This window comes from Pseudoalteromonas sp. Of7M-16 (genome assembly GCF_022347805.1).
In the GTDB taxonomy this organism is placed as follows: Bacteria; Pseudomonadota; Gammaproteobacteria; order Enterobacterales; family Alteromonadaceae; genus Pseudoalteromonas; species Pseudoalteromonas luteoviolacea_F.
On sequence record NZ_JAKRFY010000016.1, the window covers coordinates 44,659 to 56,599 of the forward strand.

General features: G+C 41.8%; 8 protein-coding genes. 2 read left to right on the forward strand and 6 right to left on the reverse strand.

Annotated features, from left to right (window positions below):
* Nucleotides 1–62: 62 nt before the first annotated feature.
* Nucleotides 63–479: a BLUF domain-containing protein gene (locus MHN81_RS16530; RefSeq protein ID WP_239426247.1), complete on the forward strand. Its 417-nt coding sequence runs from the start codon at nt 63–65 to the stop codon at nt 477–479.
* Between the two features lie 489 nt (nt 480–968).
* On the opposite strand, the gene MHN81_RS16535 is transcribed toward MHN81_RS16530, so the two are convergent.
* The 4 genes from MHN81_RS16535 to MHN81_RS16550 all read right to left on the reverse strand — a co-directional run bounded on the left by MHN81_RS16535 (nt 969) and on the right by MHN81_RS16550 (nt 5,672).
* A complete protein-coding gene (locus MHN81_RS16535) occupies nt 969–1,475 on the reverse strand; it encodes a hypothetical protein (protein WP_023398226.1) in 507 nt (168 codons plus the stop codon).
* 173 nt (nt 1,476–1,648) lie between these two features.
* Nucleotides 1,649–2,515, reverse strand: coding sequence for a hypothetical protein (locus tag MHN81_RS16540; RefSeq protein ID WP_023398225.1), 867 nt, complete (start codon nt 2,513–2,515; stop codon nt 1,649–1,651).
* Nucleotides 2,515–4,923: a fimbria/pilus outer membrane usher protein gene (locus MHN81_RS16545; protein ID WP_239426248.1), complete on the reverse strand. Its 2,409-nt coding sequence runs from the start codon at nt 4,921–4,923 to the stop codon at nt 2,515–2,517. The genes MHN81_RS16540 and MHN81_RS16545 overlap by 1 nt, the downstream gene beginning before the upstream one ends.
* Before the next feature lie 53 nt (nt 4,924–4,976).
* Entirely contained in the window at nt 4,977–5,672 is a 696-nt protein-coding gene (locus tag MHN81_RS16550) for a fimbria/pilus periplasmic chaperone (protein ID WP_023398223.1), read from the reverse strand.
* A 413-nt stretch (nt 5,673–6,085) separates the two neighbouring features.
* Between MHN81_RS16550 and MHN81_RS16555 the strand changes: the two genes are divergently transcribed.
* Nucleotides 6,086–7,873, forward strand: a complete 1,788-nt coding sequence (locus MHN81_RS16555) for a S41 family peptidase (RefSeq protein ID WP_239426249.1) — start codon at nt 6,086–6,088, stop codon at nt 7,871–7,873.
* 735 nt (nt 7,874–8,608) lie between these two features.
* Here the strand turns inward: MHN81_RS16555 and MHN81_RS16560 are convergent.
* Together MHN81_RS16560 and MHN81_RS16565 are read right to left on the reverse strand one after the other, a co-directional pair.
* Nucleotides 8,609–9,853, reverse strand: coding sequence for an extracellular solute-binding protein (locus MHN81_RS16560; RefSeq protein WP_239426250.1), 1,245 nt, complete (start codon nt 9,851–9,853; stop codon nt 8,609–8,611).
* Nucleotides 9,850–11,868: a methyl-accepting chemotaxis protein gene (locus MHN81_RS16565; RefSeq protein ID WP_275447016.1), complete on the reverse strand. Its 2,019-nt coding sequence runs from the start codon at nt 11,866–11,868 to the stop codon at nt 9,850–9,852. Before MHN81_RS16565 ends, MHN81_RS16560 begins: the two co-directional genes overlap by 4 nt.
* Between the last annotated feature and the right edge of the window lie 73 nt (nt 11,869–11,941).

The window sequence follows — 11,941 nt, forward strand, 5'->3', positions numbered from 1 at the left end:
AGCCAATGATTACACTTTCTGTGCAAAGGCACTTGAGTAGTCATTACTAGGAGCGTAAGGGTATGAAGCAAGTGAGATTGGTATATTTTAGTCAGGCATCTCGCAGTATGAGCTTGTCGGATTTACGTAATATTTTGGAAACGGCGCGTTCTAACAACGATGAAATCTCGGTGTGCGGTATGCTCTGCTTTGAAAACCAGTTCTTTTTGCAAGCATTAGAAGGTGACAGAGAAGCCGTTAATGAACTGTATCTCGATATTGCCGATGATCCAAGGCATGAAGAAGCAACCATAATTAGTTATGACGAGGTAGAAAGCCCAACCTTTGCAAAGTGGCAAATGGGCTATGCAGGGGGCTCTGAATTTTTTTATGAGTTGCTGCGTAAAAACGGCCAAACTGAATTTGATCCCGAGCAAATGAGCCAAGTTCAGGCTCTCTCCTTTTTAACCGACATGGCTGCTTTTCAAACTGATATCTAGACAGGAGGTGCTTTATCCTACTCTTATTTTTTGCCCATTGAATTTGGGTATTACTCAACGAGTGTTTGTTTTTTAGCTTTGAAAATATAGATTGTAGAAGGCGCATTTTATGAGTGAGGGCGCAATCAAGCTGTATTGAATGGTAACCTGAAAAGTGTCAATGCTGCTCTGTATTCTCTAGGTCAAAGAAGTGGCGCTGTACTTTCGAATAAGAGGCTGCTTAGTTCGGTTTATGAATTTAGCTAAACCCATATAAGTAGGGACGAATAAGCTAGAGTTTAATCAGCTTGTATTAAAAAACAATGTACTGAAACTGAGTAGGTTCTGTGGAAATTGCTTCAATATAATTATTTATGAAGCACCACGTATTTGGCATAAATACGGGAGCGGCTTGGTTGGAGAAATGAGCTGACACTTACTTTAGTCAACTCATTTTTGATGAGTTGGGCAGTAAAGATTAAGCCATAAACTTATCTGCCCAATTTCAAATTAGTTAGGGCTTACTGTTACTGTGATAGTATCAGAGTAAGTGCCTGCGTCATCTAGACCGTTTGATTGAGGTGTGATTTTAAGCGATGTAGCTTGAGTTTCACCAGTCACACCTGTACCCGCTGTCGTTGCTTTTGAATGCTTGTAAGTACCAGTTTGTAAATCGATACCAGAAGTATCACCGATGTTTAGTGTGTAAGCGATTTTACTACCTTTCGCGTTGTTTGCGACTAGGAAACCACCGTTTGCAGATGTGTACTCTGTCGTTGCATTTTCGCCAGTGTTACACCACACGTCTAGAGTACCGATTTCTTGCGTCTGTTGAGAAGAATCAAGCTTTAGGCCAGTAACGCTGTTGCTGCTACCGCTGCTTGTTTTACACATTGGTGCGATTGTACCTTCGAAAGTGAATTTAGCTTCAGTACCTGAGATATCTGAGACAGCAGCTGCTGCAGTGATTGATGTGAATGCAGTTGCAGCGAATAGTGATTTTAGTAATGCGTTCATGGCTTTTCCCCTTAAACAAAACACGAAGTAGTTTTTATATCTAGTTTTCAGTGCTAGGCCCCGTTGCCTAGTTGATATTTTAAAAGCAAAGGGTGTGCCAAGAATTAAAATTTATTCCAAACTTTTTGTGTTTTGTGTGGTAAAAAATCATTTAACCTTTTATTATCATATGCTTACCTTGGGTATACTGTGAGTGATAAATTATCTCGATAATAACCTGCGGGCATTAGCTCGACATTGCCCAAAACAAATTCAAAGCCATACCACTTATTTTTGACACCTGAATAAAAGTTGTAGCTGCGATTAAGTTGCTCTGATGACGAAATTTTGACGTTATCAAAGGCGATGGTGTAGTCAATTAGTGCTCGAGTGTTGGTTTCATGACGCAATCCATTGAATTCTGAGTCTAAGACAATATCGTAAGAGCTATTGCTGAGAATTTTAATGCCCCAATAAAAACGCATATTGCTCTTAAGCTCGCCTAAGTTGATCTGGTATTGGCCATGACCACCTGATACTTTGCCTTTACTATTGTTATCCAGTGATATTGAAACTTGAGGCTCAGAATAATAAGTCATGTCTAGATATTGCTCTTCTACGACTTGATTATTTCTAACAACAGATACTTTAATGGCACCGTAATATTCACCAGCTGGAAATAAACTGTAGTGCCGCAGACGTACCCACATTTGAGTAGTGCGGTCCTTGAGCTTTGACTTCCAAATACCATTTCTTACTTTGATCTTTTTAAACTGAGCGTCAAACAGCTTGGCATATTTATCTTGAGTAGGGCCCTCAAAAACCATTGAGTAGTAGTAGACATCTTCAACCCATATTTCATCGGCGCAGTCGAGTAACCTATCCGATACTTGTACTTTAAGGGGTAAAAAGACTGAAACACGATTTTTATGTTCAGTAATAATATCGCTTGGATTGGAAGTAGCCAATAAATTACCATAGCAATTCCGCCAATTAGCCTGTGCTGGTGAAGTGGACAGCAGATAACTCAAAATCAGCAATATCAAGATCTTGAACTTCATCAATGTGCGCCTCCTTTAGGCTGGGCTGGTTTTAATACTACTTTACCTATTCTGACAAACCGCTGTTCGGTGTCAGCAATACTCAGTTGTCCGACTAAGTCATCTAGCTCGATGTCAAAGTGACCCAAGCTTATTCCTTCTACTACAAAACGCCCGGTACGGTTGGTGAAAAACGGCCAACTTTGTGCTTGGGAGTCGGCGGACTCGGCGTTTTGCTGTTTTACAATACGCCCTCGTTTCATTGCAATTGGTGTGCCTTTATCATCTACTAAGGTACCAATAATGGTATATGATAAGTCAGATCCTATTTGAATATGATGGCCTGTTGCTGCGCCTCCTACTTTAACATAGATGCCAGGACCCCAGTCGTAACCAAGTGGAGCGTCGGGTACATCGACGTTAAGCTGAGTTTTACTATAGCCGTTACCTAGATCAACGAGTGCACCTATCTGGCTGCTCGGTTTAGTTTGTGCTCGCCCAGTTCGATCAACATTTATCAAGACATCTGCATTTTTAAGTGAGTTGTGTTTGGTCACGACGGCAAATGGTGCGGTCGTGGTCGCCCCCATACCAAGGTAACCATCAGCAACTCCCAAGCTGGTTGATAAGTTCACACTTGCGCTGCTGTCTGAACGAATGCCAAAACGAGAGTGGTTGTTGGCGCTGATATCTGCTCTGACAAAAGCGCCTGTATAACTCGCTTCTAATTGCTCTTGTCTAAAGTCTTCTCCTTGCTCGGCAAGTACTTGGTAACCATAGTCGTTGACAAAGTTGTGATTGGTTTTTGCATAACTTGCACTCGATACCTTGGTGCGACTGTTGTACTGGGCTCTAGCGCGATTGCTACTTTCACGGCTGTCGTAGTTCCAAGTAAAGTTGAGAAAGAACTGATTGTCAGGCTCAAATCTATCATCGTCACTTTTGGCGTGGTTGTAACCCATTCTCAAGCGAATTGTTTCATACCGAACATTAAACTCAGCGGTGATGCTATCGGTGACAAAGTTGTCATCGTTCTCGGCGCGCGTCGCGTTGAAATTCAAGTCCATATGTTCATTAATAAAATAGCTGTAATCCACAAATGCGCGGTTGCGGTTGTTTTTGGTATCGAATTCAAGCCATGGGCTACTGGTAAAGTCATGGCTGATTTCGTACCCCAAACGAAAGTTGGGTGAGCCAACATTACCGTGACCAAATATACTATGTTCAGTTTCAAGCGAATAGATACTGCCCGCAGTGCCATTCACTTCACTTTGAGAGTATCGCAGTGAGAGATTGCCAATCGGGCTATTAATAGTCGCCAGTGTACCAAGCACATGGCCCAGTGGGTGTACAGCGCCATTGAAACCAAAGGTAAAGGAGTCGCTGAGTCCGTATTCATAGGTGCCAGATATGATTAAGTCGTCGTCATAGTGAAAGCGCTGTTCTTCAAGAGAGGAGAGATAACCAATTGATAGTGAATAGTCACTAAGTCCTTTAGCTAGCAGCCTAGCGTTGTAGTGTGTTGTAAAATGAAACTCTTCTTTTTCACCATTGGGGTAAGTTGCAACCACGTGAATATTGTTCTCTCCAGAAGTGAGCGGCAAGTCACTTAGGTCATATCGACCCGCTTTCAAACGCAGTCGTGAGATTAAAAAATCATTGATGTAAACTTCGAGCAGTGCCGTACGAGGAAGCACAAATTGCTGGCTATTGCCTGGTGTGATGCGGCGTTGTGGCTGCAATTTAGAGTAGGCTTTCTCAATACTAAATCCTGCCAGTTGAGCACCAGGCAGGTGCCCTGCGCTATTCATGCTGGTGTCGCCTAATGTGTATCGCAAGGGTTTATCTGGTTGATCATAGTAAAATGCTGTTTCTCCTCGATAAACTTTACTAGATCTCTGATTGCCATTTTCCCAAAACACAGAGCTTTTCATATTGATGCCGTCTGTGCCGCCAATATTGGCATCAATTAACCACTCCAGCTGTGATCTATGGTCATGGTTATTATTGGTTCGTTCATGATTCAAGTTAAAGTTATTCAACACAGCCCACTTTGCTTCTCCCTCGGGTAGTTCAAAGTGCTTTTGCCTACCATATGACAAGCTATCTGTGGCCATTGCTGCTTCTGACAGTGACATTTCAATAGTCAAATCCTGTGGTTGTAGAGTAAGTTCAATCCCTTTAGCTGAGAACTCAGCAGGTGTGACGGCTGTATCACCTAGCTCGGTTAACCATGCCAGAATTTCTTCACTCAACACTGAGTGCATTTTGTTTTTAAATTCGGCAGCGGCAATTGATTTCAACTCTAATCCATCGGTAGCGGCAGAAACTTGCCCTATCTCGGCAACATGCAGCCGCACAGGAAAGTCCATCTCGAAGGTAGCGGAAAACGTCTTTGAAACCCAAAATAAAAGAAGTGCGTATAACACACACTTCCAATCAAAAGGCCGAATATAAGCGCCCAAAAATAACATAGATAAAGCTACTTTTTATCGAATAGGTTTATCAGCTCTGCGCTTTTGGAAGGCTTGTTGGTAATGACGGGTTTTAAATCAACTTCCATCTTGTGTCCAGGCATGATGAAACGTCCAGATGTAATTGATTGCAGTTTCGCCCAACTAATAACTGTTTCGCCTTGGTGGAAGTGGTAGTCGAAATGAGATAAGTCTAATACTCGCTTACCTTTGTTAGCAATTGTGAGCTTGCAATCATCGATTTTTTCACAGCTTATCTCGCTTTGTTGTTGCGCTTTTATACCATCAGGGCTGACAAATACCAGAGTTGCAAAATTAAACACCATTTTAACCCCTGATTTGTCGTCTTCATCGGGCAATGGCAGTTGTTTAAATACAATTCGGTAAGAATGAGTTTCTTTAAGCTCCGGGGAACCTAAGTATTTGGCACGGAATACTTGATAACTTTTTGCTTTTACTTCGACTTGCGGCGGTAGAACAATAAAGTCATCTTCTGCAGGTACCAGTATTTCCTGTTGGTTTTCATCAAATGTACGTTTATATACCTCTATTTCGATGGGTAATGTGTTTTCACTGGGGTTTTGCAAGCGATATGTGACTAATGACTTGTTGCCATGCGCTGCTAAGTCAACAATCATGGGTTGAACTTGGTAGGCTATAGCAGGGATTGATAACCAAAAAAGGAGAAACATTAGTAAACGCATTTGACTTCCAACAGACAAGCTTGATTATAAAATTTGCTATACGATACCGTTACTACTAGCTAAAACAAGTACAAATTATCCTTTTGATAAAAATTTCCCAGTAGATTTTAGTATTGCGCTGACATTAGGTTAGAGAATGTCGTAATTTAAAGCATTATCTTCGTTACATTTCCTCTTTTATTGCCTTGAGTCCCGAGTAAATAAATACTTTATTGGCTTCTATGTGTGGATTGGAGACAAGAATATTAAGTGACTTTCTTCGTATTTTATATCGCTATGTATTATATCTAATTATTAAAAAGTTAATAAATATCAATGTATTAAAATTATCATAAGCGGGATTGTCAGTTGACAAATTTGATTGTCTGTAACCATTATAGGTCTGAAAAATGATAATAACAAAAGGAGTTACTATGATCTTGAAATTTCTCGGCCGCGGGTTTTGTATCGGGACGCTATTTACAGCGAGTGGATTGTTGCACGCCAATACCTTGGCTGAACAAGCACCTGAAAACAGCAATGTGAGCACCAGCCAATTTCAACAAGCACTACCTGATATTATAACCTTTAGTGAATTTGTACATCGAGTCAGATATTTTTATCCCAGTGAAGCTGTTTCTCAAACTATATGGAGTTATTTCCTTGAGAAAACAATCAATGAAATGGTTGAGTTACCGCAGCGCGAGCGTCTAGAGTATGCCTTTGCGCAGCTTAAAAAAATAGCCCCACATATATCCACCCAGCCTAGCGATCTACCAGCTGTTAAAAATAACGAAGTAGCCCGAACTTGGGTTGCAACGGGGGCGCGTAATGTGACTGCGTATGAACGGAATCTAGAGTCTGGAATATTTTCAGAACTTGTCAATAATGTAGAGACTCCAAAGTCTAAAATTTACAGCGATGTATATGGTAATCAACCAGTTTATTGGCCGCTTTATCTAAATAGCCAAGACAGTTTAAGCGGAGAAACTTTTAGGCCGCCCAACCCTAAACAGTCATCTTTGATGAATCCAGCGACATGTATGGCTGCGCTGAGTTCTATGTGGGCAGAAATTTATCATTTTTGGCCGTACTTTGAGCAAGTAACTGTTAAATGGGAAGACAGTCATGTGGCCTTATTGGAAGGGTGTCTGGATGACCCGAAAAATCTGCAGAGCACCATCAATATTGAGTTTAAAAAGCTACAGGACAATCATGTTTTTATCGCGTTACCTAACGAATTTAGAAATGAAGGTGTGTACCAGCTACCGATTGGTTTAGATTATATTGAGAGTAAAGCAATTGTAACGAGCAAAACCGATTACATATCACTGCAAATTGAGATCGGAGATGAACTTGTTTCTATTGATGGTGTGGCTGTAGAGGAGCTAATCCAAGCGGCGACTACCACGATTCCAAAAAGTGATCACGCGGCAGTATTAGAAGCAACTACTGGGTTGACGCGAAACTATAAATCTCCAAATTTAGTTGAATTAACATTCAGAAAACCAAGTGGTGAAACGGTTACAACCACCACCGCAACAATACACCAAGATGTCATTGGAGATTTCCATAGTCATGCAGTAGCGCAACCCTTGGTGCAAGAGTTAGGCAATGGCATTGTTCGACTAAACGTATTTGATATTGGCACTCAGGCTCAAGTTAATGAAGCGAAAGAAGCGCTGAAAAATGCAGCTGCTATTGTATTAGACATGCGTGGCTATCCAAGGAACTTTATGCTTGTTCGTGAATTTATGGGATATTTTTCGGATATCGAAACGGCTGTAGGGCCTTTTTATCATCACTCTCAAAGGGCGCCAAATCAAGAAGATATATACGTCCATTCATTTAAAGTGGGCGTACCTCTAAACGAGAAGCTATTCGATGTTCCAACAGTGGCGATTTCTTCTAAGTTTAACATGAGTGCCGGAGAGCACTTTTTAATGATTGCACAAAACTTGAACATGCCTATTGTTGGTGAAATTACCTCAGGGATCAACGGCGACTACGTCTTCGGCGGGGTTTTTAGTGGTCCTGCTTACGGTGGGATTTACTACTTTTATACTGGCGCACGATCGGATCAAGTGGATGGCAGTAAACTTATCGGTGTTGGAATTAAGCCAGACTACTTGGTTCCTGTTACACAAGCTTCGACAGCTGACAATGTTGATATTCAGTTAAACAAGGCACATCAAGTGGTGCTTGAAATGTTGGCACAATAATGTGTCGGTGAAATGATCCCATAAGTGGTGTGTGAACTTTCACCACTTATGTATTTTATTCATGCGCTTGATCCATGACCCAAGTGCATGTTTACGGAAGTTGTATGCACTGACAAGATATCGTCTCGCAATTTTTTGCCGATGTTTCATCAATTATACCCCCTGTGCAACACTATCAACGTTGCGTTATTACCGTGAAAGCTATGAACATAGTAAAGTAAAATTTATCAGTTTGATTTTACTAATAAGTTTCATTGCTCAAATTAACTTAATAGTTTACTTAAAGAGTAAGTGGCAACCTTTAAGTTGGCCGTGATTGCAGCGTTATACCCATGGCTATGGGTATTGAATTTTTACGGATAAAATTGGAAGTACTCTTCTTTTGTTACTGTTTTTTCTTGATTTTTTTTAACTTTCAACTGATTTATCGCCAGCTTTGGCTATGCTTAACAGTGCTAACTTCAACCTCAATTGGATGGGTTAGCGTTCTTTCGAGGTGTGTTCAGGTTATGTGTTTATGAGAGTAGAATCTTCATTTTATCTTTACACGCCTATCTCCCGCATTGTCGCTATGATATTTCCCGCTGTTTTTATCTGGTCTTTTTACTAAAGAGCACAGGCATCACTGAGCAAAGGTTAGATATGTGCATTTAGGGATGTTTTTAGTTTAATAACAATCGACCTATTCTCGCCACGTAATCTACCTCTTCTCAAATGCTGCCTGTGAGGGGGGATTTAAATGGTACAGCTTTTAGCACCGACATAATCCCAACTATTCAGACCTCGTTGGATATGTAAAGCCGCCTGTTGAGCCGAGCTGCCGGAAAATACCTGCTTTATTGCTTCTGCAACGAGTTGTTGGTAACTCGGTGTGCCTTGATTTAATGAAGGAGCGGTAAATAAACTTGCATCATAACTTTGCTCGTTAAGCAGTTTTGCTTGAGCACGCAAATTTGCACTGTTAATTTGCACCTGTCCTCCGTAAGCCGGGATCTCATTTAGCGTGTTGGCAAATAAGTTGGCGAATGTTTTAGTGGTAGTAAAATGTAGCACTTTTTGAGCAAGTTCTGCCTGTTTGCTTTTCGCATTGATTTGATAGGTACCATCTGCAAAGCCATAGAAATGTCCGCTTTCGCCTGGTACTGGCCAAAATTCGATTTGGTAACTTTTATCAACTTGGTAGAAAACAGAATTTGGCCCTGCACGCCAGCCACCATCAAGTGCAATCGCCGAGTTCCCCAGCGCTTTGCTGGTCCCCATACCGTGATAGTCTTGTGTTAAAACATTTTGGTTGATATAGCCTTTAGCATACCAGTGCTTTAATGTTTCGAGTATGTTGAGGTAGTCAGAATCGGTAAAACACGCTTGACCAGCAATGAGCTCTTTAGCGCGAGAGGCGTTGAGTAGACCCGCAGTCATGACCTCGGCAACGACTTGTGACAGATACCATTGGTCACTAGCCATTTGGAGTGGTGTCACATTGTGGCTTTTAAGTTGTGCAAATAAACTTTCCAATTGCGATATGGTGCGAGGCTGAACTGTTAGACCATGTTTGGCGAGCAACTTTTGATTGATCAACATGCCCTCAAGTTGCATGGCAAATGGGACACCATAGATTTTAGAATCAGCACCTGTTGCAGCAGGTAGTGCGTTTGGGTTAATAGAATCTGGTGGAGATGACTGTGCTGTGATCACGCCGTGTTCAATCAATGGTGCAAGGGCAGCAGCCCCTGGCATCCACTGGAATAGGTCGACGCGACGATTTTGAACCGCTAATTGGATATGTGCCTGATAAGTATCAAAGTCGATGACTTTTACATTGACTTGAATGCCATTAAGAATGTTTTGGCGATTGATCTTGTCCCATAGCAGCTGCTCTTGTTGGCGCCATGTATAAAGATCAAGTTGTTGCTTGGCACTGGCAAAAGCTGGGTAAGCAAACAGAAAAACAATGAGGTATATTAGTCTAGCTTTGATCATTTTGATTGCACCTTAAACTGTTCGTTCATCAATACAAGAGCGCCAGAAGCTTTATCCAGCTCTGTGGCTGCGGCATTATTATGTTGAATTTGATCTAGTGTCTGTAACGACAACCCATCGATGTTTTCGATGCTGGTACTGATTTCCTGAGCTGCAATATGTTGTTGTTTGGCCGCTTCGGCGATGACTTCATTTAACTGATGTGCATTGCTTACGCCCTGCGCAAACTCTTTGATCTGAATATCAATTTCTCTAGCCATTTGCGTGCAAGATTCAGTGTTCTCAACAGAACTGTGAAGCGCTTTTACAGCGAGCTCCGAAGATGAAAGGAGCTGGTTAATCTTGCTTTGAATTTGTTCAGTGGAGGTCTGTGTGCGCATCGCCAACGTTCGGACTTCGTCGGCAACGACAGCGAATCCTCTGCCGTGCTCAGCTGCACGAGCCGCTTCTATGGCTGCATTGAGTGCCAGCAGGTTGGTTTGATCGGCAATGGTATCGATGACATTGACAACTTCTTGAATTTGACGGCACTCTTGGTCAAGAGATGCAACAACCTCTGCTGCAGAGGTCATATCACCGCGTAACTGTTCGCTGAGGGTTTGGTTTTCGAGCACTAACCCCTGTGACTGAGTGGCTAGTGCATCTGCATGAGCCATAAGTTGGGTGGCTTGTTCGGCGGTATCTGAGATTTCACTGGAGGTTGCTGTCATTTCAAGAACTGCACTGGCAACTTGAGTCGTTTGATCTTTTTGCTGATTGGCGATGGTGGTTGTGTGCTGGGCACTGGTTGATAAAGTGTCAACTGACTCATTAATGTGTTCGGATTGGGTTTTAATGTCAGTAATGATATTAACAAAAGCAACCCTTAGACTTTGCAGCGATTGGCGAAGTTGTGCGAATTCATCTTTACCAGCGATGGAAATTTGTTCTCCCAGGTTTCCTGTCGCTAGTTTTTCGATGTCAGCCACTGTTTGCTTCAATGGCCGGCTAATACTGCGGGTAATATAAAAGGCCGTTAAGATGCCAAACATGAGGGTGGTCAGTGTCGCCAAAGAAATCCAAGTGAAGCTAGATTCAACCGAAGCGGTGGTTTGTTCCTCAACGGTTGCACTAAAGGTTTGGCTGAGCTGGCTAATGTGTGCCATATCAGATTTTAGTTGTAGTAAACCGGCTTCTACCTGACTTAGGTTGTCTATCAACACATTTTTACTTGATAGGTAACTGCTTTGCAGTGATTTGATACCATCTTGTTTGCCTATGATCCAAGCTAGTTCAGTGGCGACTGTCCCCATTGGCGTAAGAATATTGCGCTGTAATGTGGTATTTGACGACAGTGTTTGCAGCTGATAGCCACTTTTTACATAATCATCTAGCCACAGTTTATACTCTTTTGATAGTGCTTGAAGCTCTTGTAAGTTGTTGATAAGCAGATACTGCTTTGCGATGGAAATGCCGTACCTTAGCTGGCTCAAAGATGCTGTAATTAGCTGATTTTGTCTGTAGCGCTTATATCGTTCTGTTATGTTCCCCAGCTGCTCATCTAGCTGGCGGACCTGACTCTGGTACTGCTCTAAGGTGGCTTTGTTCTTCAGCGCGGCACTTGCGACATTCATTGATTTCTTTTGTGCATTAAATACTTGCGCTTTGCTTGCTTCAAACTGTTCAACGACGTGTAGCTTTTCATCATTATTTGGCAGATCGGCAAACAATCTAGCCATTTCATCAAGTTGCTGCTGGATCTTTTTCTGATATGCATTGATGGAACCTTCCAATTTTAGCTGTTCAGAAATGGTATCTGCATGGTAGTGCTGATAAACAGATAAATTGAGTTGGTCCAGCTTACTTTCTACAGAATTTACTTTTATATCAATTGGTTGAGCTACTTGTGTGACTTTTTTCAAATTACTGTTGATCTCAGACATTCTGAAAAGAGAAAAAACGCTGATGGCAACCATTGCCAGGAGAACTACCGTGTATCCGACTGATATTCTTGATATTACGGATGCTTTGAACATGGTATGGGTAACTTATAGGTAATACAGGTTTAAATTTTGCGCAATGGTAACACTGTCTATTTTAAAAGAACCT

What these genes read in the sequence shown, in the direction of transcription:
- MHN81_RS16565 (WP_275447016.1), bottom strand. Translation starts at nt 11,868, where the DNA reads ATGTTCAAAGCATCCGTAATATCAAGAATATCAGTCGGATACACGGTA.
- MHN81_RS16555 (WP_239426249.1), top strand. Translation starts at nt 6,086, where the DNA reads ATGATCTTGAAATTTCTCGGCCGCGGGTTTTGTATCGGGACGCTATTT.
- MHN81_RS16535 (WP_023398226.1), bottom strand. Translation starts at nt 1,475, where the DNA reads ATGAACGCATTACTAAAATCACTATTCGCTGCAACTGCATTCACATCA.
- MHN81_RS16530 (WP_239426247.1), top strand. Translation starts at nt 63, where the DNA reads ATGAAGCAAGTGAGATTGGTATATTTTAGTCAGGCATCTCGCAGTATG.
- MHN81_RS16550 (WP_023398223.1), bottom strand. Translation starts at nt 5,672, where the DNA reads ATGCGTTTACTAATGTTTCTCCTTTTTTGGTTATCAATCCCTGCTATA.
- MHN81_RS16540 (WP_023398225.1), bottom strand. Translation starts at nt 2,515, where the DNA reads ATGAAGTTCAAGATCTTGATATTGCTGATTTTGAGTTATCTGCTGTCC.
- MHN81_RS16560 (WP_239426250.1), bottom strand. Translation starts at nt 9,853, where the DNA reads ATGATCAAAGCTAGACTAATATACCTCATTGTTTTTCTGTTTGCTTAC.